Source organism: Streptomyces sp. NPDC048171 (assembly GCF_043202655.1).
Classification (GTDB): Bacteria; Actinomycetota; Actinomycetes; order Streptomycetales; family Streptomycetaceae; genus Streptomyces.
In genome coordinates, this window is sequence record NZ_JBIDAU010000019.1 from 64,735 (window position 1) to 90,876 (window position 26,142).

The 26,142-nt window shown below is 66.1% G+C and carries 18 protein-coding genes and 2 pseudogenes; 12 read left to right on the forward strand and 8 right to left on the reverse strand.

From position 1 onward, the window contains the following. The first annotated feature begins 515 nt into the window (after positions 1-515). Both ACGF3J_RS36745 and ACGF3J_RS36750 read left to right on the forward strand, forming a co-directional pair. Complete coding sequence (locus ACGF3J_RS36745; protein WP_393855856.1) at positions 516-1,679, forward strand: MFS transporter; 1,164 nt, start codon at positions 516-518, stop codon at positions 1,677-1,679. 180 nt (positions 1,680-1,859) lie between these two features. Beyond that, on the forward strand, positions 1,860-2,738 hold the full coding sequence (locus tag ACGF3J_RS36750; RefSeq protein WP_393855857.1) for a helix-turn-helix transcriptional regulator: 879 nt from the start codon (positions 1,860-1,862) through the stop codon (positions 2,736-2,738). 134 nt (positions 2,739-2,872) lie between these two features. On the opposite strand, the gene ACGF3J_RS36755 is transcribed toward ACGF3J_RS36750, so the two are convergent. The 4 genes from ACGF3J_RS36755 to ACGF3J_RS36770 all read right to left on the reverse strand — a co-directional run bounded on the left by ACGF3J_RS36755 (position 2,873) and on the right by ACGF3J_RS36770 (position 6,253). Continuing rightward, positions 2,873-3,364: a winged helix-turn-helix transcriptional regulator gene (locus ACGF3J_RS36755; RefSeq protein WP_393855858.1), complete on the reverse strand. Its 492-nt coding sequence runs from the start codon at positions 3,362-3,364 to the stop codon at positions 2,873-2,875. 191 nt (positions 3,365-3,555) lie between these two features. After that, on the reverse strand, positions 3,556-4,206 hold the full coding sequence (locus ACGF3J_RS36760) for a TetR/AcrR family transcriptional regulator (protein ID WP_393855859.1): 651 nt from the start codon (positions 4,204-4,206) through the stop codon (positions 3,556-3,558). Between the two features lie 82 nt (positions 4,207-4,288). After that, complete coding sequence (locus ACGF3J_RS36765; RefSeq protein WP_393855860.1) at positions 4,289-5,503, reverse strand: acyl-CoA dehydrogenase family protein; 1,215 nt, start codon at positions 5,501-5,503, stop codon at positions 4,289-4,291. Positions 5,504-5,563: 60 nt separating this feature from the next. After that, the gene (locus ACGF3J_RS36770; RefSeq protein WP_393855861.1) at positions 5,564-6,253 is read right to left on the reverse strand and encodes an alpha/beta fold hydrolase; all 690 of its coding nucleotides are present in this window, start codon (positions 6,251-6,253) and stop codon (positions 5,564-5,566) included. Positions 6,254-6,647: 394 nt separating this feature from the next. Here ACGF3J_RS36770 and ACGF3J_RS36775 point away from each other — a divergent pair, with 394 nt between their 5' ends. The 3 genes from ACGF3J_RS36775 (at position 6,648) to ACGF3J_RS36785 (ending at position 11,448) form a co-directional block, all read left to right on the forward strand. Beyond that, entirely contained in the window at positions 6,648-7,772 is a 1,125-nt protein-coding gene (locus tag ACGF3J_RS36775) for an XdhC family protein (protein ID WP_393855862.1), read from the forward strand. 165 nt (positions 7,773-7,937) lie between these two features. Continuing rightward, a complete protein-coding gene (locus ACGF3J_RS36780; protein ID WP_393855863.1) occupies positions 7,938-8,936 on the forward strand; it encodes a helix-turn-helix domain-containing protein in 999 nt (332 codons plus the stop codon). Positions 8,937-9,372: 436 nt separating this feature from the next. Next, positions 9,373-11,448: a SpoIIE family protein phosphatase gene (locus ACGF3J_RS36785; RefSeq protein ID WP_393855864.1), complete on the forward strand. Its 2,076-nt coding sequence runs from the start codon at positions 9,373-9,375 to the stop codon at positions 11,446-11,448. A 265-nt stretch (positions 11,449-11,713) separates the two neighbouring features. On the opposite strand, the gene ACGF3J_RS36790 is transcribed toward ACGF3J_RS36785, so the two are convergent. Then, positions 11,714-12,370, reverse strand: a complete 657-nt coding sequence (locus ACGF3J_RS36790; RefSeq protein WP_393855865.1) for an FMN-dependent NADH-azoreductase — start codon at positions 12,368-12,370, stop codon at positions 11,714-11,716. 577 nt (positions 12,371-12,947) lie between these two features. Here ACGF3J_RS36790 and ACGF3J_RS36795 point away from each other — a divergent pair. Continuing rightward, positions 12,948-16,631: a S8 family serine peptidase gene (locus tag ACGF3J_RS36795; protein WP_393855866.1), complete on the forward strand. Its 3,684-nt coding sequence runs from the start codon at positions 12,948-12,950 to the stop codon at positions 16,629-16,631. 839 nt (positions 16,632-17,470) lie between these two features. Here the strand turns inward: ACGF3J_RS36795 and ACGF3J_RS36800 are convergent. Then, the gene (locus ACGF3J_RS36800) at positions 17,471-18,370 is read right to left on the reverse strand and encodes an MBL fold metallo-hydrolase (RefSeq protein WP_393855867.1); all 900 of its coding nucleotides are present in this window, start codon (positions 18,368-18,370) and stop codon (positions 17,471-17,473) included. Between the two features lie 149 nt (positions 18,371-18,519). Between ACGF3J_RS36800 and ACGF3J_RS36805 the strand changes: the two genes are divergently transcribed. After that, positions 18,520-19,179 carry a TetR/AcrR family transcriptional regulator gene (locus ACGF3J_RS36805; RefSeq protein ID WP_393855868.1) on the forward strand — a complete coding sequence of 220 codons (660 nt, stop codon included), beginning with the start codon at positions 18,520-18,522 and terminating at the stop codon, positions 19,177-19,179. Between the two features lie 208 nt (positions 19,180-19,387). Here ACGF3J_RS36805 and ACGF3J_RS36810 read toward each other — a convergent pair whose 3' ends face one another. Continuing rightward, positions 19,388-19,567 (reverse strand): hypothetical protein, encoded by a 180-nt coding sequence (locus ACGF3J_RS36810; protein WP_393855869.1) that lies wholly within the window; start codon positions 19,565-19,567, stop codon positions 19,388-19,390. 204 nt (positions 19,568-19,771) lie between these two features. Here ACGF3J_RS36810 and ACGF3J_RS36815 point away from each other — a divergent pair, with 204 nt between their 5' ends. Further along, complete coding sequence (locus ACGF3J_RS36815; RefSeq protein ID WP_393855870.1) at positions 19,772-19,981, forward strand: hypothetical protein; 210 nt, start codon at positions 19,772-19,774, stop codon at positions 19,979-19,981. An 801-nt stretch (positions 19,982-20,782) separates the two neighbouring features. Next, positions 20,783-21,433: a GNAT family N-acetyltransferase gene (locus tag ACGF3J_RS36820; RefSeq protein WP_393855871.1), complete on the forward strand. Its 651-nt coding sequence runs from the start codon at positions 20,783-20,785 to the stop codon at positions 21,431-21,433. Between the two features lie 179 nt (positions 21,434-21,612). Here ACGF3J_RS36820 and ACGF3J_RS36825 read toward each other — a convergent pair. Continuing rightward, a pseudogene (locus tag ACGF3J_RS36825) lies at positions 21,613-22,176 on the reverse strand (ISAzo13 family transposase); the annotation flags it as partial. A 258-nt stretch (positions 22,177-22,434) separates the two neighbouring features. On the opposite strand from ACGF3J_RS36825, the gene ACGF3J_RS36830 reads away from it, so the two are divergent. The 3 genes and pseudogenes from ACGF3J_RS36830 (at position 22,435) to ACGF3J_RS36840 (ending at position 25,988) form a co-directional block, all read left to right on the forward strand. Further along, positions 22,435-23,895, forward strand: a complete 1,461-nt coding sequence (locus tag ACGF3J_RS36830) for a dihydrolipoyl dehydrogenase family protein (RefSeq protein WP_393855872.1) — start codon at positions 22,435-22,437, stop codon at positions 23,893-23,895. A 347-nt stretch (positions 23,896-24,242) separates the two neighbouring features. Beyond that, positions 24,243-24,374 (forward strand): annotated as a pseudogene (locus tag ACGF3J_RS36835) (IS5/IS1182 family transposase); the annotation flags it as partial. A 330-nt stretch (positions 24,375-24,704) separates the two neighbouring features. Further along, a complete protein-coding gene (locus tag ACGF3J_RS36840) occupies positions 24,705-25,988 on the forward strand; it encodes a DUF2254 domain-containing protein (RefSeq protein WP_393855873.1) in 1,284 nt (427 codons plus the stop codon). The last annotated feature ends 154 nt before the right edge of the window (positions 25,989-26,142 follow it).

Here is a 26,142-nt window from a genome sequence, read left to right on the forward strand (position 1 = left end):
TAGAACTGGATATACGGGACCGCCATTCGTGACACCCGTCAGCGCCGGTCGGCGAGGGAAGCAGCCCGCCTTCCCCATGCCGCTGTCTCTTACAGTTTGCACATCCATGCCCTCCACACACGTCGGCGCACCGAGACGCACCGAACGGCGCCCGCACGAGCCGGCTGCCGGTTGCCCGAGCGCGTACGGCATGCGGCCACCCCGTTCAGGGCGTGCTCCACGGCAGATAGAGCGAAGGTGGGCAGCACCTTGCCCCCGGCGGCCGAGCGGTCAGCACTCCCCCAGAACCCCATAGCCTGCGGTCATTTTTCCTAGGCTGACAACCCCAGGAAAAGCTTTACCTGCATCTACGCCGACTTTCGATGCATCATGAATGCAAATTTCCTCCCTGAGTCCCGAGTGGCTAGTGAAAGGGCGCCGTGATCTCCACCTCGTTGTCACGTACTCGTACCGCACCGCCCCTGCCACAGCCACTCGCCGGCCCGCCGCGCTATCCCCGCTGGGGATTTTGGGCCGTGGCAGGCGTCGTCTTCGTGGTGATGGCGGCCAGCAGCGCACCGTCAGCCCTCTATGGCCTCTACCAGGAGCGCTGGCACATCGATGCAGCAGCGTCAACGGCCGTCTATGCCTGTTATGCGGTCGGCGCGGTCCTGACCCTGCTCTTCACGGGTAACGTGTCGGAGAGCATCGGGGCGAAGCGGGTCATCGTCCTCTCACTGGGCGTCCTGGGGCTCAGCTTCCTCATCTTCGTCCTCGCCCTCGGACCCTGGTGGTTGGGTCTGGCCCGGCTCATACAGGGAGTGGGCGTAGGGCTGCTCACCAGCAGCGCAGGGCCAGCACTGGCAAGTCTGCACCGGGACGGGAGCCGGAAGGATGCCGCCGCCGTCAACAGCGCCGCCACATCCATGGGTATCGCCCTGGGGGCCGTCTTGTCCGGCCTGGCGGTGGAGCATGCCCCCGCTCCGCTTCTCACGCCCTTCCTTGTCCTGGCGGTGCTTTCTCTGGGCGGCCTGTTGGCTGTGGCTGCCATTCCGGCATGGGAGACGACAGTGACGCCAGCCGCGCGGCCCTGGCGTCCCCGGGTCATCCGGCTAAAGGCCGATTCGTGGGCCGTGCTCCTGCGGATCGCTCCTCTCGTCACAGCAAGCTGGGCAGTCGTGGGCCTGTATCTGGCGCTGGGAGTAGGGATGACGTCCACGCTGCTTCACACAGACGACCGCGCCATCTCAGCACTCGTCATCCTCGTCGTTCAGGGAAGCGGCGGCCTCGCCCCGGCCCTGCTGCGGCGTCTGAGCGACCGCTCGGCCTCTGCGGCTGGATGCATCCTGCTCGTACTGGGATTGGCCCTGTCCGTGTGGGGATACCACAGCGCGCAGGCAGCCCTCTTCTTCGGCGGCGCGGCCATCACCGGAGCAGGATTCGGCCTCTGCTTCATGGGATCGATGAGCACGGTCACCGCTGCAGCTCGGTCCCTGCAGGACGCTGCCGTACTACCAGGCTTCTTTGTCACGGCATACGTGGCGGTGAGCTTGCCTGTCGTTGCTTTGGGCATCGCCGCCTCCCACCTCGGGGTGCAGTCAGCTTTCGCCTGGTTCGGCCTCCTCATCAGCCTTATCGCCATAGCCGCGGCTGTCATAGCCCTGCGAACTCCTGGACACAGGCCAGCCCCAGTCCGGTGACATCACGAAGCCGCTGACCCCATGCGGAGCAGTCCCTGGCTGGCCGACTGCAGCTGACGCACGATGGAACCGGGCACCGCCGGCCGCCGCCCAATGATGTCCAGCCGGCACTTGCTTCGGCACAGACCCGACGCCGCACACCGTTCAAATTCACCGGTCGTGAGTACACAGGAGGATCCCATGACGGAGCTGGGCGACTACCTGCGCTCATGCCGAGCCCGGGTCAGTGCCGAAGACGTCGGTCTGCCTACTGCCGGGCGCCGCCGCGTTCCCGGCCTGCGCCGTGAAGAGCTGGCATCGCTCGCTGGGATCAGCGTGGACTACATCGTGCGCCTGGAGCAGGGACGCGTGAAGACCGCGTCCCCGTCGATCCTCTCCGCCCTTGCGGAAGCACTCATGCTGCAGCAGGACGAGAGGGAATACCTGCTTCGCGTCGCAGCAAGAGAGACGTCCCCCTCTACAGCGAACCGCTCTGCCCGTCCGCGACGCCAGCAGGTTTCCGCGAGCACCCGTGTACTGCTGGACAGCATGGTCAACGTGCCTGCCCTCCTGCTGGGACGTCGTATGGACATCCTCGCCTGGAACCGTCTGGGAGCTGCTCTTTTCACCGACTTCAGCAGGGTGCCTCTCACACATCGAAACCACATCTGGCTCACGTTCCAGGACCCACAAGTACGTGATCTTTACGAAGACTGGGCGCAGGTAGCCAGAGAGTGTGTCGCATACCTGCGGATGGATGCCGCACGGTACCCGGACGATCCTGAACTCGCCCAGCTCGTGGGCGACCTGTCGCTGAAGAACGCCGACTTCGGCACCTGGTGGTCCGATCACCGTGTGCGCTCTCAGCGGCAGGGGCGGAAGACGTTCCATCACCGCATCGCAGGACAGATGGAGTTGGACTTCCAAATGCTTGACCTGCGAAGCGGGGGTGACCAGTCGCTCCTGGTATACACGGCGGAATCGGGCTCGAGCGCTGCCGAGGCACTGACGTTCCTCACCATCTGGGCAACCACGCAGGCTGGCGAAGCCGTGGAACGAGACTCCGCGTCGGACACATGACCGCCGACGCTGCACCTCTTGTGCGTCCGCATGCCTCCGACTCGCTTCGCCCCAAACAGGCGACGAAGCCGCAGCCGATATTCAGGCATTCACAGAATTGACTCCCGAGCTCTGCCGGGACCACCCACTTGAATCTATGTACGGTGCGCATCTGTTGGCGCCAGTACAAATTCTTCACCCCAGCGACGGAGTGCGAACATGACCGTACGGAGCGATTCACCCTTCTCGGTCAGCACATATTCGCGATACATACTGCCGTCTGAAGCAGCCTGCATACGTAGCACATTGAGGGAAACAAGTTTACTGAGGCGAGCGCTCAGTACATTCCTGCCGACTCCGAGATTTCTCTGGAATTCACTGAACCTTCGGGCGCCGTCCAGCGCATCTCTGATGATGAGCAACGACCACCGGTCACCGATCTCTTCCAGAGATTGAGCAATGGGGCACATCGTCTGTGCAGCTTGACCTCTGTGCACGAGTCCAGCCTCCTCGCGGGTGACCCCATCCCGAAGCGCTTGTGACCCGACGCTTCGATGTTCGAATTTCGCGGCCAGATTCTGGTACCTGATCAGGGTATTACGGGCTGCCGATCCAGGCATGGGCAAGAGGCTTGCGGAAAGAGTCACGTCTTCTTAAAATCTGACGCGAGTTAACCTGCTCATGCTGCCCAGGGCGCGGGCCGAGAACGACCCCCTGCGGCATGGTGCAGCCTGCGGGAATGGAATCCTCAGCTAGGGGTCACCCTGAGCAGCCGATCATTGCAAGCAGGATCCATTTCGTCGCCTCGGGCACCGGAATTCGAGTCTCTTACCGCTTCTCACGAGCTGCCGTCAGGGCTGCTGTGTACCGGGCGGCGGTAGACCCCGTACCAGTACCCGGTTGCAAGCTCGCGGGCCACGTCCGGATCGTGAGCGCCATCGCCATCGGCGACCTGCCGGGCGATCACCTGCCCCCCTCCTTGCACGATGATCTTTGCGGCGAGCTCGGGGTCGATGGCAGCTGGCGTTCGCCCTGCGGTTTGCTCCTCCTTGAGGACGGCAATGGTGTTATCGACGAACTGGCGCTGGTACGCGCCCCACGCCTCGCGTACAACGGGGTCGTAGGCGGCGACCTCGCCGATCGCGGCCAGCAGCGCCGCATACTTCCGGTAGTGCCGGATGATCCTTTCGTAGGTCCGTGTCAGGCCCTCCAGGCCGCCCTCGGCTCCGGTGGGACGCCAGGCTGCCGCTATGCCATAGCTTTCGCTCCGGAGGCAGCCGCTCAGGCGGAGCAGAACGTCAACTTTGTCCCGAAAATAGAGATAGAAGGTAGAGCGGGAGATTCCTGCCGCTTGGGCAATTTGCTCGACGCTCAGTTCGGTGTAGGTGACGCCACCCTGGAGGAGTTCTTCAATGACGGTGAGGATGCGCGCTTCGAGGAGGGCGCGCCGGTCTGATGCTTTGGAGGGTCGCCGGGTGGTAGAAGCCATGCTGTCATCTTAGGGAATCCGGGTATACCGGCTGATAGCCGGATTGCCGGGAGCCACCGGGCTCCCGTGGCTCCCCCGGCGGTCAGAGCATGACGCTCACTGGCACTTCGATGCCCAGGAGCGCCTTCCCGTATGCCTCGTAGCCCACAGCCGGAGTGAGGCCGGCGTGGCGGGCGGCAACGTTGGCGTCCCGCCAGATCCGCTGCAGGGTGTTGGTGCGGGCGAAGGAGCCAGCCCCGTGCGTGTTCAGCAGGATGCCGATGGCCTCGAGAATCCGCTGAGCGGCATGGCCTGCCTGTGCCCTGACCAGGGTCCGGCTGGTGAAGTCCAGAGGGCCCACGTGCGCGTCGACCTGTTCCACTGCGTCGAAGGCATGCAGCCTCGCGGTCCGCAGGTGCAGGGCCGCTTCTGCGATCTGTATCTGCACGCCGACGGAGTCGGCCTGCCTGCCGTGCACGGTGAAGGACAGCGGTTTTTGCGATGCTGCAGACCTCGTTGTCTCGAAGGCTGCCTTGCCCAGGCCCAGCAGAGGACCGACCAGGCAGAGCAGCAGCATTGAGCCGAACATCGACGAGTAGAGAGGTTCGTCCTCACGGAGCGAGCGGGGATATGTTCCCTGGGAGGCCTCCCGGACCGACAGCACACGGTGGTGGGGCACGAAGATGTCCCGGCCGATCAGCGTGTTGCTCGCTGTCGCCTGCATGCCTGCCGTATCCCAGGTGTCTTCGATGACGAGGTCCGAGGCTGGGATCAGTACCAGCGCCTGGTCGATGACTTCGCCTGCCTCGTCTTGCAGCAGCGCTCCCACAGCAGCCCACGTCGCGTGGGGGGCTCCGGAGTTGTATGACCACTTTCCGCTGACGACCCATCCCTGCGCGGCTCGGCGGCCGACGCCAGTGGGAGCAGCCACACCGGTGACTCGGGCGTCGGGATCAGCGCCGAACACCTCTTCCTGGGCCTTGTCGGGGAAGAGGCTCGCCATCCAGTTGGTCACCGCGATGATCATCGCGGTCCAGGCGGTGGAACCGTCCGCCTCGCCGAGCACCTCGGAGACCTCGGTCAGGGTGCGCAGATCGGTCTCATGCCCGCCGAAGCGCTTGGGGGTCAACAGCCGGAAGACGCCTGCCTGGGCAAGTGCGTCCACTACGGGGGGCGGCACTGCTCCCTCTGCCTCGGCGCTGTCGGCGTGGGCCCGCAGGAGGGGCTGCAGCGCGCGGGCCCGCGCGACAAGCTCTGCGCTGGAAGGTCTCTCCGCGGGCGTTGTCCCTGCCGTGATCTGGGGAGCGCTGCTGTTCACGGTGTTCTCCTCGTGCATCGGTGTGGTCGTGCTTGCTCGGCTCGTCTGCTTGAGGTGGGTCTAGGAAGAAGCACCGAGCGTGATCTTGGAAAGAAGGATGGCGAGGTCCTGCGGCAGGGACAGGAAAGGTGAGTGGCTGCTCGCCAAGCGGTGGATCTCATCCGATCGGACGGCGAGCGTTTCCTGGCGCTCGGCAGGGAAAGCCTGATCGTTCTCGCAGACGATGTAGGTGGAGGGAATGTCGCGCCAACCCGAGCGTTCGACAGTGTCGGTGAACGACTGCACGCTCTGAGGCAGCAGCCGTTCCACGGCCCTCTCGGCCTCAGGTGAGGGGACGTCCGCGTAGAACTGCGTGATGGGGTCGTCCGGGATCGCCTGTGTCACCTCTGATGGGGGCGGAGCGGGGACGCCGTAGAACCCGAAAAGGCTCTCACCAACATCAAGCTGGAAGGCGGCGAGATACACGACGTGTACGACGTTGTGTGCGCCGGCAATAGCCTGAGTCACAGGGATACCGCCGTAGGAATGGGCAACCACCACGACGGGGCCGTCGATTGCTGCAAGGGCTTCGCGGATGACATGCACGTCTTCCGCGATTCCGCTGCGTCCGCCCGCGCTGGGAAGGTCCACCGTGCAGGCTCGAAGAGCCTCGCCATCCAGCGCCACCCGCAGACGGTCCCAGCACCATCCGCCGTGCCATGCCCCATGTACGAGGAGCAGTGTGGGAGGGGCAATCACTTCTGGAATCACAGGTGCTTCTACTTTCGTGCCACTCGAACGAACGCGCTCGCTCCGCGAGACGCGAGCCCGAGGGTAAAACTAATCGGACACCGTGTCCAACGAGGTGTCCAAGGCCGATCCCTCGGCCGCTTCTTCTTGACCTGGACTTCATCACCAGTGGACCTCGGAGCGGAGACGAAGCTGCGCGCCATAGGAGCTGAGCGCGTCATGGCGGCCCGGCCCTCCTCCTCCGAGATCCTGCGTCCTCAGACACCGGCGAAGGCTGATGCTGCGTTCCCAGCGCGTGTGGGCCACGGCACTTAGTCTGGGCATACGTGCCGCCGAGCCCGCCCGTTGAGCCGGCCGCAGTCGGACCGCCTCGGCGCCGCAGTGTGTTGGCAGACTCCCCCTCCAGGAGCTGGACATGTTGGATGTTGCGGAGCATTTGCTTCGTTGGATCAAAGCGGATCAAGACTTCGCTGTGGCGACAGTCGTTGCTGTGAGCGGCAGTGCGCCTCGCCAACCGGGCGCGGCCCTCGCTGTCGACGCCGAGGGAACGGCGGTGGGGTCGGTGTCGGGTGGATGTGTAGAGGGGGCGGTGTACGAGCTGTGCCAGGATTCGCTGAGCACAGGGCGTAGTGTGGTTCAGCGCTTCGGGTACAGCGACGAGGATGCATTCGCCGTGGGACTGACATGCGGTGGAGTCATCGACATCCTCACCACCCCGGTCCGCAGAGCTGACTCCTATCGTCCGCTGTTCGCCTCTGCGCTGGCAGCTGTGTGCGCCGGTGAACCCGTGGCAGTGGCGCGCGTCGTCGATGGGCCGGACCGTTACATCGGTCGCACCCTTCTGATGAGGGACGACGGTTCAGTGGAGGGCACTCTCGACGGAAACGTCGAATTGGACCAGGTCGCGGCTGCCGAAGCCCGGGCACTGCTGGAGGTCGGGCACACCGCAACAATCACGGTGGGCGCGGACGGCTCCTACTGCGGTCAGCCCCTGCGTCTGCTCGTCGAGGTCAGTGCCCCACCGCCGCGCATGATTGTCTTTGGCGCCATCGACTTCGCCGCGGCGCTGGTCCGACTGGGAAAGTTCCTCGGCTACCACGTAACGGTGTGCGATGCTCGGTCCGTCTTCGCCACCCGCCGGCGCTTCGAGGAAGCCGACGAAGTGATCGTCGAGTGGCCGCACCGCTATCTCGAGAGCACAGACGTGGATCAGCGGACTGTGTTGTGTGTTCTGACACACGACGCAAAATTCGATGTGCCGCTACTCGAACGGGCTCTGCGACTGCCGGTCGCCTACGTGGGAGCCATGGGCTCACGCCGCACCCACGAGGACCGTGTGAAGCGCCTGCGAGAGTCGGGCACAACGGATGAGGAGCTCGCCCGTCTCCACGCACCGATCGGGCTGAATCTGGGGGCGCGGACGCCGGAGGAGACCGCACTGTCGATCGTCGCTGAGCTGGTCGCTTCCCGCCGGGGAGGGGACGGCTCCCCTCTCACAGGAACCCGAAGCCGCATCCATCACGACACCACAGCACCCTGACCGTCATCCGCTGCCGAGAGGTACGCCCTTGCGGTCCGCCCGGCGCGGGGTGCACGGCGGAGAAAACACTTCCCAGAGTCCACTCAGGGGCCGTGACCACCGAAACACATTGATTGCCACTTCATGGAGTACCGTTCCTTCAGTCGACACGCCGCGAGGGGTTCCATGACGCTGGAATTGGCTGGGCTCTCCACAACCGAGGAGTCCGTGTACCGGGCCCTGGTTGCCGCAGGACGGATCTCACTGGCTGACCTGTCGCAGCGCACCAAGCTGCGTCCCTCGGCTCTCAAGGCCACGTTGGCCGCCCTGATGTCTCAAGGCCTGGTCGGCTCCCCTGACAGCAGCCCCGGGGTCTACCACGCCACGCCTCCCGACGTGGCCCTTACGCCCCGCATCAACCGGCACGCGGAAGCCCTCGATGCGGCTCGGGCCGCGGTGGCTGGCCTGGTCGACGTTCATCGCAGCATCGCGGCCCGGCAGGACACTAGCCATCTGATCCAGTTCGTCACGGGGGCCGAAGCCCTCCGCCACCACCTGCGGCACATCCAGTCCGCAGCCCGGGACGAAATGCTCTGGTTTTGCAAGCCGCAGTACGTCGCCATGCAGGCAGGAACCAATGAAGCCGAGTTCGAGGCGCTGGCCCGGGGGGTGCGCTATCGCGTGCTCTATGAGCGGGCCTACTTCGACGACGAAGGCGCAGTAGGCCATGTAGCGAGAGCCGTACGCGCGGGGGAACTGGCCAGGGCGGTTCCTCACCTGCCGCTCCGGCTTGCGATCGCGGACCGCACGCTCGCGGTGTGCCCCCTCGCCGTAGAAGGAGGCTCAGAGAGCACGCCGCCTCCTCTCACTGCTCTGATACGCGACGGCCACCTGGTGGCTGCCCTCATCGCACTCTTCGAGCGCTGCTGGCAGGACGCGGTGCCATTGCCCGTCGACCGGTCAGGAACCGTCACCGAAGCCCATACCGCACAAGGGGGTCTCTCCGCGTCGGACAGACAGTTGCTGTCACTGCTGGTGGCCGGGGTGGCCGACAAGGCAATCGTGACGCAGACCGGGCTCAGCCGGCGCACAGTGCAGCGCCGCGTGCAGGGGATGATGAAATTGGCTGGCGCCACGACGCGGACCCAGTTGGCCTGGCAGGCGGCCCACCGCGGATGGCTCTAGCACTCCGCCCTGAGCCTCAGCCGCTGCCGGTCCCCCGCCTCCCACCCCAGATGCCCTCCGCAGCGAATTTTGCGATCCTGACTGACGGAGGATAAAGAGGGGACTGATCGCCGTGAGCACCTCACGTGCACCAAGGCGGCCGTCGGTGCCGACGCAGCCCCGATCGGCCGAATTGATGGTCGACCGGCACGGGACGGTCGTCGGGTGGGGCGAGTCTGCCCAAGCTCTGCTGGGCTTCTCAGCTTCCGAGGTACGCGGAAGACCCGCTATCCGTCTTCTTGCCATGCCGGAAGCCTCGCCAGCAGCCGACGCCAGGCCCGGAAGCGAGCGCGACGCCCCTGTCATACTGCGCCGCCGAGACGGCCACATTGCGGCCTGTCACCTGCGGGTGCGGCCAGCCGACGCCCCAGAGCACTGGTCGCTGACACTCACACCAGTGGACGCACAACCCCCGACCGACGCCGTCGGACACGCAGTGCTCGAGACCCTCTTCAAGCAGTCACCCTCAAGCCTGTGTGTCTACGACAGTGACCTGCGACTTCGCCAGTTCAACCCAGCAGCGCAAGGCATGCAGGGTGTCTTCGGTTCTCATTCCATCGGACTCACACCGCACGATGTGTGGCCGGACTCGAATTCGAAAGAGTTCGAGGTGCAGATGCGCGAGGTCCTGGAGTCCGGAGTCCCCGTCCTCGGCTTCGACAAGCGGGGCCGTCCACCAGACGACCCTGACCACGAGCACATCTTCGCGAACTCCATCTTCAGGCTGGAAGACCCACAAGGGCGCGTGCTGGGTCTCGCCACGACTGCCGTGGAGATCACGGCTCAGCGAACCGCAGAGGAACGCATAGCCCTGCTGGCAGAGGCCAGCGCTGTGATTGGTACTTCCCTCGACGTCGTAGAAACCGGCCAGCAGCTCGCAGATGTCACGGTGCCCCGCTTCGCCGACGCCGCGACGATCGACGTGCTCGCCCCGATCATCTCAGGAGAAGAGCCGGATCCTGATCTGCTCGACCTACGGCGAGTAGGTCTGCAGTACGTCGGCGACACTGCCGATTCTACGGAGAGCCGAAACAGCAGCCTCCCCAGGTTCCCCTACCCGCTCTCCGTACGAGAGGATCTTGGCGAAGAACCGCAACGGATTGATGTCCTGCTCCCAGGGGACGACGGAGAGCCGTTGTATCGCGGTTCGGACGGCACACAACCTGCCACTTCACTCGTAGTTCCCATGAGAGCCAGGCGCACCGTCGTAGGCGTCGTCACGTTCTACCGCCTTGGTCCGGGGGCCTCATTCTCCGACTTCGACACTCTCACCGCCCGGGATCTCGCTTCGAGGACCGCGCTGAGCATCGACAACGCCCGCCGCTACACACGAGAACACAACGCCGCGAGGGCACTGCAGCGCCAACTCCTGTCCCGCCGCACCGATCAGGCGGCTGTGACGACCAGCCACTACTTCGCTCCCGCGGCAACGGGCGCCAACTGGTTCGACGTCATACCGGTATCGGGGGCCCGTGTCGCCTTTGTTCTCGGCGCAACAACTGAGCCGGGTCTGTCAGGCGCTGCGTCCATCGGCCGGCTGGGAACAGCAGTCCACACTCTGGCAGACCTGGATCTTCCCCCGGACGAGGTACTGGCGCGCCTGGACGCCCTCACCACCCGCATCGTGGGCCGGCATCATTCGGAGTCGGGAGATGAACCTGATAGGGCCAAGGCTGAGATCAGGTGCCTCTATGGTGTGTACGATCCCGCGAGCGGGCGGCTGTCCCTGGCCAGTGCCGGGCACACCCCTCCCGTGGTCGCCGAACGAGGCGGAGCTACGCAAGCGCTCGCAGTGTCGGTGGGAAAACCACTAGGCACAGCTGAAAGGCAGTTCGATTCTGAGCACTTCGACCTGCCCGACCGTAGCGTTCTCGCTTTCTATACGCCCACACTCGCGCCTGACGGTCCCCCGGCGCACGAGGGCAAGGCTCCAGACTGGCTCACGGGCACCCTTGCCTCGGAGGCGGAAACGTCGCTGGAAGAGCTACGGAACGACGTCCTGGCCGCGGCACCCGGCGCCGGGGCCTCCCCCCGCGGCGCCATACTCCTGCTGGCGCGCACCCACCGCCTGGACGAGGACCATGTCCACACATGGGACCTGCCCAGTGACCCAGCCATCGTCGCCACCGCCCGCAGCCTGATACAACGTCAGCTCACAGTCTGGGGACTTGAGGAAGAGGGATTCGTCACCGAACTCGTGGTGAGTGAGTTGGTAACAAACGCCATTCGTTACGCCGACGGCCCCATCCACCTGCGTGTCATCAGAGACCACCACGCGCTGATATGCGAGGTCTCTGACACCAACACGACAGCCCCCCACCTGCGCTATGCCCGCAACAGCGACGAGGGGGGACGAGGGTTGTTCCTCATCGCAGAGCTCACCCAGCGGTGGGGCACCAGGTTCAACGAAGCCGGCAAGACCATCTGGACCGAGCAAGACGTGAACGATCCGCTTGAGGACACCAATGAATGAAGGCAAGGATTCCCCATCCCCGATATCCATAACTCGGAGCTAACACACGTTCACTCTGGGCGAGGCATCGTGTGCTGAGGGCGGCTCACTCGAGGAATCGGCCCCCGCAGGAGTCTGTCCGAGATCACACCAGCCGCAGTACCTAGGGTTGCAGGGGCGACAGGCGCGGCAGGAGAGGGAGTCTTGTAGCCGCAGTCTTCGTTGGCCCTTCTCAGCCCGGCTAGCGCAGCCACCCAAGCCCTAGACTCCGCGGCTCCCGTTACGTCTATGCGTCGGCGGTACTGCGTCCGCCAGCGGTCTTGGCTCTGGCTTCGGCTTCCTTCGTGGCACGGTCCCGAGACCACTCGAAGAGTGGGAGGAGTGCGGCCACGGCTGGATCATGAGGTGCGTAAGTGAACTCCGGGACGATGAAGCCGACGTCGAGGCGCATCGCGTGCCCAAGGATCACGTCGAGATAGTTCTGCACATACTCGTGCCCCTCATCGGGTGTTCCTGGCGCGTAGGACAGACCCCGGCTGGTGACGACGGTGGTGGGTGTGCCGGTGATCATGGAGCCTTCCCCGACGGTACGGCCGAAGAGAACTACGTTGTCGATCCACGCTTTGAGAGTCGAGGGGATTGTGTAGTTGTGCATAGGGGCCCCGATGAGGATGGCATCGGCGTCTTCCAGTTCTTCGATCAGGCGCCGACGGATAGTGGCCGCGAAGCTCTGCTCAGGCGTGTGCGAGCGGCCGTGAGTGGGCTCTGCGGCACATGAGTCGGCGGTGAAGTGTGGAACGGGACAGGCGGCCAGATCTCGGTAGACCACCGTTCCGTCGGGGTGCTGCTCCTCCCATACCTTGCGGAAGGTCTCTGTGACGAAGCGTGAGACGGAGGCCCCGTGCGGGGACACGGATGAATCGATGTGCAGCAGGGTCGCCATGGAAAGGTCCAGGTATGTAGCGGAGCTCGGGAGGAGAAGGCCGTGCGGTGAGCACCGTCCACACTGCCGCTGCTGCCCGACTCACACAAAGCGCCCATTAGGCGCTAATACTTCGTAAGCGGCCTTCTAGCTGTACAGGCGGGGACCTGCACGGACATGACGGCATCACTGGCCCGTGCGCTCTTGCCTGCCTTCTCGTCTGTGCGCGTGGGCGGTCTCGTCACCCGTCGCGGCAGTGGCTCATGGTGCCTGTGCGGAGGTGCTGACGGGCTCGGGAGAAGGCCCGCGCCCCCGGTCGGCAGTTCCCAACCGCTTCTAGCTGTCTGCCAGCGCCACGAACCGTAGACCTGCATCGCTGATCAGGTCGAGGAGATCCTTCGGTCCACGGCTCTCTACATCGATGGCGGCGTGGCGCCATGACCCACAAGCGCCGACGTTTTTTCTGTTCCGCACGACGTGCGATGCAGATCATTCAACGAGGCTCCCCCTTCACGTGAGTTCACGTTCAGTAAGGACACTCATGCCTCCACCATCATCACCTGGCCGAGGGCTACTTGTAGCCGCCACCGCCATCGCCTTGCTGGCAACGCTCAGCGGCACTCCGGCGGCCGGCACCACAGACATCTCTGCCGCCGACACACGAGCACGCAACAGTTCCCCGGGATCTGCAGAGTCCTCCAGCACCCTCACCCTGATCAACGGTGACAAGGTGACCGTGACGGGAAGCGGCACTGGCCCGGCCATAGAGATCGTCGGCAGCCAGGGACAACCCGTATCCGCCGACACCGTCGTCATCGGCGGGGAGACCTACGTGTATCCGCACGAGGTTTTGCCGTACCTCGCCGCAGGGACTTTGGACAGGCAGCTCTTCAACATCACACGCCTGATCGAATACGGCTACGACGACGCTCGTACCGACAGGCTGCCGATGATCATCCGGTACGCCGATGCGGACGGCGCTCGTACGGCGAAAGCGCCCGAGGGCTCCGAGACGTTCCGGCATCTGAGCAGTGTGCAGGGTGCGGCCGTGGCGCGGCTTCGCGACCAGGCCACCGTGTTCTGGTCCTCTCTCACCGCCGGTGTGGACTCGGCGGATTTGCTGGACGGCGACCAGGAAGCCGTCCTGGCAGGCGGTGTCGAGCACGTCTGGCTGGACGGCAAGGTCCAGGCTGCCTTGTCCGACACCGTCGCACAGATCGGTGCACCTCAGGTGTGGAAGGACGGCAACACCGGGCAGGGAGTCGACGTTGCGGTGCTGGATACCGGCGTTGACTCCTCGCACCCCGACCTTGCCGATCGCATCGCGGCCACGAAAAGCTTCGTTCCCGGCCAGGCCATCGACGACGCCGACGGCCACGGAACTCACGTTGCATCGACCATATCCGGCACCGGTGCCGCGTCCGGCGGCCAGGAGAAAGGTGTCGCTCCCGGGGCGCGTCTGCACATCGGCAAGGCCTTGGACGACACAGGCTCGGGTCAGGACTCCTGGGTCCTGGCGGCGATGGAGTGGGCCGCTCGCGACCAGAGAGCAAGAATTGTCAGCATGAGCCTGGGTGGGGGGCCCACCGACGGAACTGACCCGCTGAGCTTGGCCGTCAACAGTCTCAGCAAGGAGACTGGTGCCCTCTTCACGATCGCGGCCGGCAACAGCTTCCGCAACTTCACCGTCGGTTCCCCTGGTGCGGCTGACGCAGCGCTGACCGTGGGTGCTGTCGACTCCCAGGACGCGCTCGCCGGCTTCTCCTCTCGCGGGCCCCGCCTGGGAGACTTCGCGGTCAAGCCAGAGATCACCGCACCTGGTGTCGACGTTCTGGCGGCCCGTTCCCGGTGGGCGCCCGGCGAGGGCGCCTACACCTCTATGTCCGGCACGTCTATGGCTACCCCCCACGTCGCGGGCGCGGCCGCGCTCCTGGCTGCTGAGCACCCCGACTGGACAGGTGCACAGCTCAAGGAGGTCTTGATCAGCACAGCCAAGGCCACACCCGGCGACTCTCCCTTCGAGGCCGGTAATGGACGCGTTGACACCAGCGCAGCCACCACAACACCCCTCTACGCGACCGGAGTCGTCTCCATGGGCCTGCACGAGGTGCCAGCAGCCCCCGAAACGACGGTCGAACGCAAAGTCACCTACTCGAATACCAGTTCCTCGCCGGTCGCTCTGGACCTCACGCTTGATGCGGGCGCCAGCCCGGCAGGACTGTTCGCCCTGTCCGCCTCTACAGTGACGGTCCCCGCTCGCAGCAGCGCTACGATCACTGTCGCCGCCCACCTCGACAGCACGGTGGCAGACCACGTGTACAGCGCTCGGATCAAGGCATCGCAGGGGTCATCGGTCATGGCGACCACTTCGATCGGTCTCGCCACGGAGAGCGAGAAGGCAGTCGTCAACCTCACCGTGAAGGATCGATCCGGCAAGCCGGCCACCGGCGCCATCACGCTCATGGCCCAACGTGCAGGTGGTACCGGGCAGGACGTCGCGAACGTTCCCGTCGGTTCCTCGGCTCGACTGCGGCTTGAACCGGGACTGTGGTCCTTCACCGCTCTGGTCGATGTGGAAGGCCTGCAAGGGCCGAATTCCCGGGGCAGAGCATTGCTCACTCAGCCGGAGATCAACCTCAACCGCGACATGTCGATCACACTCGATGCCTCTAAGGCTCAGCCGGTGAAGGCAGTCACGCCCAAGGAGTCCGTCACCAGCTACATGCGCATTGACTTCACCCGCTCACTCACCGAGCAGGATTCCACGCGTTTGAGCGTCAATCTGCTGCCCAAGTACGACAGCTTCTTCGTCATGCCGACCGATCGGCCGGTGACCAAGGGAGCGATGAAACTTCGCGTGCGATGGCGAAACGAGGAGCCCGCACTCACGCTCAGCCACGACAGGAGGCCAGTCAAGACCTTCCTCGTCCGACGAGGCGCGCACCCTCTGCCCACAGGAAACAGTCGACTCGACACCATCTACGTGGGCAGGGGCACTCCCGAGGACTACGCAGGCGTCCACGTCCGGGGCAAGGCCGCCCTGGTGCAGCGTGACGCCAACTTGACCTGGAACGATCAAGCGGCCACCGCCGCAGCTGCCGGAGCCAAAGCGCTGATCGTGGCCGACCCCGGGCCCATCCAGCTCGACCCTCGCACCGAATCCACCCCACCGCTGACCGTGATCACTGTCGGCCACGACGAGGGTCTGCGCCTGATGGCTCTCGGCGAGCGAAGCCTCTTTCCGCTCAACCTCTCCTATGATCGTGAAACTGACTACCTGTACGACCTCGTCACCTCCTGGGACAAGTCCCTGCCGAGGGACCCCACCTACCGGCCGCGGGCACATGACCTCACCCGGGTCAATGTCGCGTTCGAGAATCACCGGGCCGGCGACGCAGCCGAGTTCCGCTATGACTTCGAAGCCGGCGACGCAGGGCTGACAACAGGCTTCAGCCTGCCTCGCCCATCCCAGGGCACGCGCACCGACTGGGTCACTTCCGGCACCCGCACGCAGTGGCAGTCGGTAGCCCAAGTAGCTTCCGAGATCAGGAGTGTTGGCGCGCCGGTGACCTATCAGCACGGCTCGATCACCCGAGAACGCTGGTTCGCTCCTCTGACGCGCCCGCGCAGTCTGGACTTCCGGGCCGCTCAGCGAACCATCGACACCATGACCTTCTACATTCCCGGCTGGAGTGACGCCGGCGCCGCACGCGAAGGCTTCGCCCGCACCCCGGACGCGCAGCAGACCTCGTCGCTGTACCAGGGTGACAAGCTTGTGGCCTCCTCGGGCGACTTCCTCATCGCCGACGGGCTCAAGCCCTCGAAGCTGCCCTACCGGTACGTGGTCGAGACGCGTCGCGGGGCCTGGAAGCATCCCTACTCTACGCACACGAAGACCGTCTGGAACCTGACTTCAGGGGCGGGCGGGCCGGAGGAAGTCCTGGCCCTGCCCTTGATCCAGCTCGACTACGACATTGACACGGACCCGGACGGCAGGGCCACACGGCACGCACGACTGAACGTTTCACCGTCCCACCTCGCTTCCCCCGACGGCGAGCATCCGCTCCCGCCCACTTCCGCCATAGGGAAGGTCAGTGTGGAGGTCTCCTACGACGATGGGATCACCTGGCTCAGGTCTTCGATGACTCACACGCGCGAAGGCTGGCGAACGAACCTGGATGCACCGCGCCACGCTGCGCATGCCAGCGTGCGAACTACGGCTTCCGACGATCGAGGCAACACAGTGTCCCAGACCATCATCAGGGCTTTCGGTCTGAAGTAGCACCGCGCAGAGGGGTTGCCGCACACCTTCAACGTGGCATTGCATCCCCGGCCGGATAGGCGGACGCTCGGTTGCAAGACGGCGAGGGCGGGCGCCCGACTAACCACCCGGTGTCGGTCATCTGAGAGATAGGTCGACACCGGGTGACGGCGATCGCGCCCCACAAAAGCCCGCGGCGCATTTTGATCAGCGGGGTGGCAGGTGCAGCCGCGACCAGATGCCAGCCTCGGACGCCAGGCCGGCACCCCAGAACGGCCCATCGTTTCCCTGGGGGCAGCGGGTCGCGCGACACCGGGCCGTAGCAGGTACATGAGGCCAGGCCGGGCGAGAACAGCCACCCGGTCGGGAAAGCGCAACCGCCCAGGTTGCCGTCGGTGCTGTTCGGGGGCGGGCGACCGGGGCGGGGTGCCTACTCCAACAGACCAGCAGGAACAAGACCAGTAGATTCCCGGAGCCCTCGGCTCTCAAGATCACCGAGTGTGAGGCTTACAACTCAACTCATACTGAAAGGATCAGTTAGAGGATCACAGGGATGCCAGCTCTTTGCATTCAACCCATGGCTGACCTACGGTTTTTGAGCATTTCACAGGCAATCCGGGTGCCAGTTCGCAGTCTGCTGCATCCATCGACATGCGATGACGTGCCGCGGGCGCGAGCCAACGTACTGGCGTGTCTCGCAGATGGGTAGGTCGTTAGCTCTGTAAGCATGCGTTTTCGCCCCACGGAGCGCTTGCTGGGCCCTGGTCGTCGTGGCCCGGCCACCAGGGCCACCTCTCACGGCAACGTTGGCCGAGACCGCGGCGCTCTTCCCAACAGGCCTGGCCTCAACAGGTCAAGCCTCAAGACGGCCCCGGTTGGGGAACGGGGTCAGTGCCGGCGTCAGGCTCCTCCAAGCGGTAGGAGCCATCACCGTCAGGTACGACATGGCCGATGGTGGGGCCTGCAAAGTGTGTGCCAACAAGCAGTGTTCGAGTTCGTGCAATCTCGCTGAGCATGGATCGTCTGGTGGCTACCGCACGGGCAGGGTCGTGGTCTCCGCCGGACACCCAGTCCGGCCGTGCCAGCTGTACGGGGTGATGGATGAAGTCCCCCGTAATGAGGGCACGTTCGCCTCGTGACTCGATCAGGATGCTGGTGTGGCCTGGCGTATGACCCGGCGTAGGCACCAATTTTACTTCCGGCGAAACCTGCTCATCGGCTGCCACCAGATCCACTAGCCCGGCCTCGACGATCGGAGCCACGGAGTCGGCGAAGAGTTCAGCCGCCCCATGGCCCGCAGCCCCTTCGGCATGCTCGAACTCAGCCCGAACGAAGAGATGGCGAGCGTTGGGGAAGGTTGGAACCCACTTCCCTTGCACCAACTGAGTATCCCAGCCGGCGTGATCCACGTGGAGGTGGGTGCAGAGCACCGTATCGATGGTTTCAGGCGGGAATCCCGCGGCAGCAAGATCCTCCAGGAAGGTCCCGCCCATGCCGTTCCAGGCGGGGACGGGGCGGCCCTGCTTGTCATTGCCCAGACCTGTGTCGGCGATGATCCGCCGGGTTGGCGTCGCTAAAGCGAACGCATGAATGCTCGTCCGGAGCAGGCCGTCATCCGTGGCGTAGTCGGGTCGCAACCACGAGACCTGCTGGACGGCGTGCGGCGTCGCCTCCGGCAACATCAGCTCAGTGTCACCGACCGACTCAAGCTCAGTGATCTTTGTGATGACTACGTCACCGACCGTGAACGTGGCAACCATCTACTTTCCTCCCTCGCAGATGCAGCGCTATACGGTCACACAGTAACATTCATTGAGTGAGATTCAATGAATGTCGATCAACGAGAGTGGTTCGTGATCACCGCTGCGCTACGCTGGCCGGCATCTGCTCGCGACATGTGGAGGAAGCCGTGACGCAGCCAGCGGGCGGGAAGCCACCCACGCGGCGGCAGCTGGCCGCCGAGGAGACGCGCAGAAAACTGCTCGCAGCCGCTCTCGATGCCTTCGCCGACCGCCCCTACGCCGAAGTGACCGTTAGCGAGATCGCCCGATCTGCAGGCGTCGCGCAGGGCCTGCTCTCACACCATTTCAACGGCAAGGACGGGTTGTATGCCGAAGTGATCCGTGAGGCAGGCGCTCAGCTCCAAGCCGCCCTGGACGTCGATACGGTCGGCCCCCTATCCGCCCTCCTCCAACGGCGCTTCCGCGCCCATATTGAGTTCCTTGCTCGGAACGAACAGATGGCCGTCCATCTGATCCTGCGGCGGGCAGGGGCCACCGAGGCTGCTTGGAACGCCTTCGAGTCCGCCCGCCTGCATGGAATCCGGGAACTCTGCCGCTTGCTGCACGTAGACCCTGAGCAGCCCGCTGTCTTGTCATCCCTGCGCGCCTTCACCGCAGCCGCCGACGAACTGACTTTGACCTGGCTCCAGGACGCACGTACGTCTCCCACCGAGCGCCTCGCCGACGCGCTGGTTGCCTTGCTGGCTGGCGCCCTGAGCGCCGCCGCTCGCCTTGGGCCTGCCGACAACTTGGAGGCCGTGATTAGCGAGCTACGAGGGCACCTGTAGCCACCCTCATTTACCGTTTTGACGGCTCCGCAACGGGCCTCTGGGCGTTGAGAACCAGTATGACCCGCGCCGGAAGAGCTCTCCGTACGTGGATGTGGCAGCTCGGTGCCGAGGCAAGGCCGGACGAAAGCGTGATGGAGGGGCCACCGCAGCCAAGCTCCACTCCGAGACCCACGAGCTGTACCCGCGCGTGATCTGGGCCAACTGGCTATGCGGCGAGCACGAGCCGGGCTACCGACGCCGGATCCTCGGGGAGTTCGCGTCCGGGATAGCGGCGGACGGCACAGTCGTGGAGAAAGGGCTGCCTGAACTCGGTGAAGGTGCTGGGCGAAGGCGTCGCCTCGAAGAACCGCGGCTCCGTGTACGTCGCGGACGTACGCGGATCCATGCCCGCCCTGGTCCAGGCGGTCGGCCGCGGGCCGCGGATGCAGCCGGGCGGGAGCAAGGTCGCCTCCCTCCTCGTGGCCCAGTCCCGTCGACGGCCTCCACGATGGGGTGCAGGCCGATCGTCGCGGGGCGGTCACGCGCCGCGTCCACCAGATACGGGTCAACGACACCGATGCTCGTCACGGCGTCGGCTCCGCTGGGCGCAATGGAGCACGACGCACCCGCTCACCCGGACCGCGCCGGTGCCGGTGGCGTCCCCTCCGAACACGCCGCCACACTGCACCAACGTCCCGGCGGCTACTTCAAAGCCCTCGCCTACGTCATCTCCACTACCGCCGTCATCGCGATCCGCAGCGGCAGCGAGAACATCACGATGAAAGAGATCGACGCCGCAACAGCCCAGCTCGGCCCCTGAAACAAGCCGCAGGCCCTCAGCGGGCAGCGCTCACTCCCGTGGCTGCCGGGGGACCAGAGCCCGCCCAGCATGGGCCCGCTACCTGGGCTGGGCCGGTGACCGGCATAACCGGCACGCTCGCCACTCCAGGGCAGGAGTGCGGTTTGATCCCCACTTCCGACAGCCCCGGCCCGCCCCTGGGCTCCGTCCCGACCCGCTACGGCGACAACATCTTCCGCTCCCGGCGTGAAGCCGACTGGGCCGCCGCCACCCTGGACAGCAACAACATCGTGTGGGAGTCCGAACCCGAGACGATCACCCTGGACTCTGGCACCTTCTACGTCCCCGACTTCTGGCCGTCGAACTCGGCACCTGGATCGAGGTCAAAGGTCCTGGCATACCACGCGCCAAGAAGACGAAGGAACCGGCTGACACCCGTGCCTGCTGGTGAGAGAACACCTACACCTGCCGTGGCCAGGCGACGCGTTCGCCCTCCTCGGCAGACCATCCTCCGGCGGATGTCGTTGCCGCGGCACACGTCGTATCACAGCTCGGACCGCAGCCTCGGGGTTGATGGGCGCGCATGTTCAGGTGCCGCGTATGCCTGACCGCAGGAACGCAATCAGTCACTCTTGAATCGGTCGCACGGTGACGCCAGATGGCCGCCATCGCCCCGATGTTGGCGACAGGCGGTGGGGGGCGGGGCGCGCCCACGGTCAGAAGGAGACGCTCCGGAGTGAGCCGCCGCTCTCGTCCCGGCGGCACTCGCATGAACCAGCAGTCGGCACACGGCCTCGCCACGCCCCGTCATAGGGTGCCTCTATGACCGACCAGGCACGCACCTGCCGCGCCACAACTGCTCTCGCAGCCCGAGGAGAGGGGCAAGCGGCAGCATCCCTGGGCGCACTCGCCGTTCAGCACAGCCCCCTGCCGGCGGACGGTCCCCTTTCTCCCCTGGCCGCAGCCATCGACCAACACGGCGGCTGCGTGCCACTCCCGTACGGGCAGGGGCAGTGCTGGGTCGCCCGGACCGGCGAGGCCGTTTCAGGAATGCTCTATGCCACGCCCCCGATCCGGTGGCTTCAGCAACAACCGCCGCCCCACCGCAACGACCTGATTCACTTCCTCATCGAGATCGAACTCCTCGCCGTCGCAGAACCCCACCGCACCCAGGGCGTCGGGACCGCCCTGCTCCAAGAGGCCGAAAACACCGCGCACGCCAACGGAACTCACCTGGCCCTCGCCAAGATCCGCATCGGGGCCTTCCCCATCATGCGCTGGTACCGCAGACGCGGATATACCATCGCAGCCCAAAACGAACCCCTCGTCTTCGCCACCCGCCACGGGCTCACTTCCTGCGACGACGGATCCGACGGCTACCAACTCGCTGCGAAAGCACTGCAGCCCGGCACGACCCTTCGCCGCACAGCAAGAGGTGGCACTCCCCTGATCCTCCTGGAACGCGACACTTGAACCCAGAACTGCTTCGGCAGACCCCGCACTGTTCCTCAGGACAGCTAATTCGGCCGCGCCGAGGGCGGCGTCAACCAGGGCCAGGTGGGACGAGGGCGCCAAGACTCACGCCACGTTGGAAGCCGCCGCGTCCCAGCAACGGCAGATCCTCAACCTGGTGAGCGGCGAGGTCCTCGCGGCCGGATCGAGGCGACGGCGAACGCCGCGGTGTCGTGACCGTTTCCGATGCTGACCCAGCCGGCGTTCGCGGCCATGTCGTAGATTCCGTACGGAATCGCCTTCTCGGCCTGGCCGGGGAAGTCGTGCGCTCTGCCCTTCACGGGCTGTGCTGCGGGCCGCCATTCCTGCCCGGCGCTCCTGTAGTCGCCGATCGGCTCCTTCTTCTTGCTGTCCACGCTGCTCACCGGGTCATCGGCGTCCCCGATGCTCTCGAGCCTGCTGGTTGAGGTATCGGAACTGGGCATCCCTGTCGGGGTGCTGAGCGCCCTCGATGGTCTCGGCGTTGGCCTGCAGACTGAAGCCTTCCTCCCGCTGCAGGCCGGCAACCGTGTCGGCGAAGACCCGGGGCCTTGCCGGGTCACCTCCGCTGCCAGTTTCCGCGTCGACTTCGTCGTCCACCCCAGCGGTGACATCGGGTCACTGCGTTCGTCGGGCTCGACCAGCGCAAGCAAAGCCGGTCGCAATCCTGGATCAAGGTCCACGGCCTTCTTCCGACCCCCGCCAGGCCGGCGGATCCGCCCCAGCGAGCAATCCGAACATGAAAATTTCCCTGTCGAGCGAATCGGAGTGGCACTCGCGCAGCCGGCGGCGCCGGGGCCGTCTCCGGGCTCCGGGCTCCGGGCTCCGGACCGAGTCGGTGTCTCGCCCGCCAGGCGCTCGCTTCCCCGGAGGAGGAAGATGGAGAGCGCTGCCGCGACGTCGCAAAAAGGCATCCTCACGTAGCGGCCCTCCCACTCTGCGTGCCGTGCAGCGACTGAAGTCGAATGCGTACAGGAGCAGGCATGAACGACATTTCACGCGTTTACGACGTGGTGGTTCTCGGTGCCGGTCCCGCCGGAGAGAACGTGGCTGACCGCACGAGCGCCGCCGGTCTCACCTCGGTGATCGTGGAGAACGAACTGCTCGGCGGAGAATGTTCGTTCTGGGCCTGTGAACCCAGTAAGGCACTGCTACGCCCGGTGGTGGCGCGCGCCGATGCCCGCAGGGTCCCCGGACTGCGGCGGGCCGTCGAGGGGCCACTGGACGTCCCTGCGGTCTTCGCCCAGCGCGACAAGATGGCTGTCTACTGGAAGGACGACGACCAGGTCGACTGGCTGAAGTCCGTCTCCGTGGACCTGGTGCGCGGCCACGGCCGGCTGGACGGCCCGCGACAGGTCGTCGTCGAGACCGGGAACGGCGAGACCGTACGCCTTACCGCCCGCCACGCCGTCTGCGTCGCCACGGGGACCGTCACCGCCTTCCCGGACCTTCAGGGGCTCGAAGCGATCCGTCCCTGGACGAACCGTGATGCGACCTCCGCCCGGCACGTGCCGGATCGGCTCGCCGTGGTCGGAGGCGGTGTGGTGGCCGTCGAGATGGCGACCGCCTATCAGGCGCTGGGGTCCCGGGTGACCATGCTGGTCCGCGGGAACAAGGGGCTCCTCAACCGCATGGAGCCGTTCGCCGGTGAGATGGTGACGGACGCCCTGCGCGAAGCGGGTGCGGAACTGCGCTTCGGGACATCCGTGACCGGGGTCGTCCGGGAGAACGGTCCTGAAAGTCCTGTACGGATCACCCTGGACGACGGGAACTCACTGGTCGCCGACGAGATCCTTTTCGCGACCGGGCGCGCGCCTCATACGGCGGACATCGGTCTGGAGACCGTCGGCCTGACCCCCGGCAGCTGGCTGCACGTGGACGAATCATTTCTGGTGACGGACGTCCCCGACGGATGGCTCTACGCCGTGGGTGACGTGAACCACCGTGCGCTGATGACCCACCAGGGGAAGTATCAGGCCCGTATCGCGGGCGCCGTGATCGGAGCGCGCGCCAAGGGCGAGCCGCTCGACGACGGCAGGTGGGGAGCGCATGCTCCGACGGCCGACGGCGCCGCCGTACCCCAAGTGGTCTTCTCCGACCCGGAGGTGACCACCGTCGGGCTGACGACGCAGGAGGCGCAGCGCACCGGACGCCGCGTCGACGTCGTTGACTACGACATCGGACACGTCGCCGGTGCGGCTCAGTACGCCGACGGCTACCGCGGCACGGCGCGTGTACTGATCGACGCCGACCACAAGAACGTCGTCGGTGTCACCTTCGTCGGCCCGGGAACCCCGGAGCTGCTTTACTCGGCCACCGTCGCAATCACCGGCGAGATGCCGGTGGACCGGTTGTGGCACGCCGTGCCCGCCTTCCCGACGATCAGCGAGGTGTGGCTGCGCATCCTCGAGACTTACCGGGACCGCACCGGCAAGGACGCGTGACGTCCCTGACGGTGCGGCTCTGCGGTTGCTTCCTCGGAAAGGGAGTCCGCCCGCGGTCAGGGCCGAGGTGAGCGTGCCCACTGCGGTCGGCCGCCTGCCTGCCCTCGTCGCGCCGACCACGGGCGTGTGCGTGCGTCTTTGTGCCCTCCGGCCCAGCTGGAGCGCAGCCTACTGCCGAGCTATCCCGATGCCTGAGCTGCTATGAGCAGCTGTCGTCTTTTCGATCTTGAGCGGTGGCACTCGAGCGGGGGTTCCCGGTCGAACAGCTCGTGGGTGTCGAATCCATAGAGCGACAGGAGGTCCCGGTGCTGCAGCGCGAGGAGCTGAGGCGGGATGCGGAGCCGACGGCGGGCGTGATCGACTCGCAGACGGTCAAGGCGGGCGCCGTTGTCGGCACGGGCAGCCGGGGTGTCAACGGCGGCAAGCTCATCAACGGCCGCAAGTGGCACGTCGTGGTCGACACCCTCGGCCTGCTGCTCCCATGGATGTGCTGCCGGCGCGGGTGGAGGCGCCGAGGTCGAAGGCGAGACGCCTGGTCGCACGTGGCCGGCCGGCCGAGTCGGCGCCGGGCCGGTTCGCGTCCGTCCCAGGGGTGAGCGGGCAGGGCGGCGGGCCATGAGCAGGGTCATCGACCGGTAGGCCGGGGCCGGCACCTCGCCGACCCGTGAGCGGGCGGTGGCCCACTCCTGCCGTTCGGGACCGGCGCCTGTGACAACCCGGGAGCGCCGGCGCCGCCGCCCTGCGGTGCCCCTCCCCCGGCGGTAGCGTGAGGTGCGACGGCCCGGCCTCGGGCACTGCGGAGGTTACCCATGCTGACCTGGGCTTTCCGCTTCCGGCTGGGGCAGTACGTCAGAACCAGTCTGTGGATCCTGCCGGTGCTCGGCCTCGCCGTGGGAGTGCTCCTGGGCGAGATAGCCCTCACCGTGGACGGCGTACCGGCCGGCTGGCGGTACACGGCGATGACCGCGACGGGCGTCCTGACCGCCATCGTGGGAGCCATGGTCGCCCTGCTGGGGTTCGTCGTCACGATCGGTGTCTTGGTGGTCCAGCAGGCCACGGGCACCCTGTCCCCCCGCTACATGCGCCTGTGGTACCGCAACCGGCTGCAGAAGCTCGTCCTGGCCACCTTCGCCGGTACCTTCTCGTTCGCGTTCACCCTGCTCCGCAGGGTCGAAGCCGAGACGGTGCCCGATCTGGGCGTCACCGTGGCGGGTCTGGCCGTGGCCGTGAGTCTGGTGATGCTGCTGGTCTACCTCAACCGGTTCACCCACGACTTGCGCCCCGTGGCCATCGCCGACCAGGTCCGCCGCACAGGGCTGAACGTCCTCGCCACGTCCCTGAAGCGGGCGGGGCGTGCCGTACTCCTCCAGGAGCATGCCCATCCGCCCGACAGCGTCCCGACGCAGACCGTGCCGTGCACCGGCGGTGGCGCCGTGCAGGGGCTGGACGTGGCCGGACTGATCACGACCGCCGTGCGTTGCGACTGCGTCCTGGTCGTGACCCACCGCGTGGGGGACTTCGTTCCGCCCGGTGCCGTGCTGCTCGAGGTGCACGGGACACCTCGGGCACCGCAGGAGTCGCGTCGGCTCGCGGGCTTGGTGGCTCTGGGCGCCGAGCGGACCATCGAGCAGGACCCCGCGTTCGCTCTCCGCATCCTCGTCGACATCGCCGTCCGCGCCCTGTCCGCGGCCGTGAACGACCCGACGAGCGCCGTGCAGGTCCTCAATCACATCGAGGCGTTCCTCCACGCCGTGGGACGGTCGGAACTCCACGGCCGGCACGTGCTCGGTGATGAGCGGGGCGCACCGCGGGTCGTCGTAGCGGGGCGCAGCTGGGAGGAGTACCTGGATCTCGGTGTCACCGAGATCCGTGAGTACGGAGTGGGCTCACTGCAGGTGTGCAGGCGCCTACGCGCCATGCTCGACGGCCTGCTGGCCGACGTGCCGCAGGAACGGCGGGTCGCGGTGCGTGGGCAACTGGCGCTGCTCGATGCGGCTGTGGAGCGGGAGTTCCCTGATGCGGTCCGCCGCACGCTGGCGCGCACCAGCGATCGGCAGGGCATCGGAGGCGCGTCGTCCGGTGGTGCGTGGTGATCCCGGACCGGGCCGGCACGCGCGGCTCGTGCCCGGCGCGGCCCCGTTTGACCCCGGGCTCACGCGCGCGACAATTGGATCACGTTGCGGTTTCCTGCTCGCGGCTCGGATGCCGCTGTCGGACGGACGGCCCGCAACGGCGTTCCTTGTGGCG

Bases quoted from the DNA above. Each gene is read 5' to 3' on its own strand.
- ACGF3J_RS36750 (WP_393855857.1), top strand. From the start codon at position 1,860: ATGACGGAGCTGGGCGACTACCTGCGCTCATGCCGAGCCCGGGTCAGT.
- ACGF3J_RS36760 (WP_393855859.1), bottom strand. From the start codon at position 4,206: ATGGCTTCTACCACCCGGCGACCCTCCAAAGCATCAGACCGGCGCGCC.
- ACGF3J_RS36775 (WP_393855862.1), top strand. From the start codon at position 6,648: ATGTTGGATGTTGCGGAGCATTTGCTTCGTTGGATCAAAGCGGATCAA.
- ACGF3J_RS36780 (WP_393855863.1), top strand. From the start codon at position 7,938: ATGACGCTGGAATTGGCTGGGCTCTCCACAACCGAGGAGTCCGTGTAC.
- ACGF3J_RS36790 (WP_393855865.1), bottom strand. From the start codon at position 12,370: ATGGCGACCCTGCTGCACATCGATTCATCCGTGTCCCCGCACGGGGCC.
- ACGF3J_RS36800 (WP_393855867.1), bottom strand. From the start codon at position 18,370: ATGGTTGCCACGTTCACGGTCGGTGACGTAGTCATCACAAAGATCACT.
- ACGF3J_RS36810 (WP_393855869.1), bottom strand. From the start codon at position 19,567: ATGGATCCGCGTACGTCCGCGACGTACACGGAGCCGCGGTTCTTCGAG.
- ACGF3J_RS36815 (WP_393855870.1), top strand. From the start codon at position 19,772: ATGGAGCACGACGCACCCGCTCACCCGGACCGCGCCGGTGCCGGTGGC.
- ACGF3J_RS36820 (WP_393855871.1), top strand. From the start codon at position 20,783: ATGACCGACCAGGCACGCACCTGCCGCGCCACAACTGCTCTCGCAGCC.
- ACGF3J_RS36830 (WP_393855872.1), top strand. From the start codon at position 22,435: ATGAACGACATTTCACGCGTTTACGACGTGGTGGTTCTCGGTGCCGGT.
- ACGF3J_RS36840 (WP_393855873.1), top strand. From the start codon at position 24,705: ATGCTGACCTGGGCTTTCCGCTTCCGGCTGGGGCAGTACGTCAGAACC.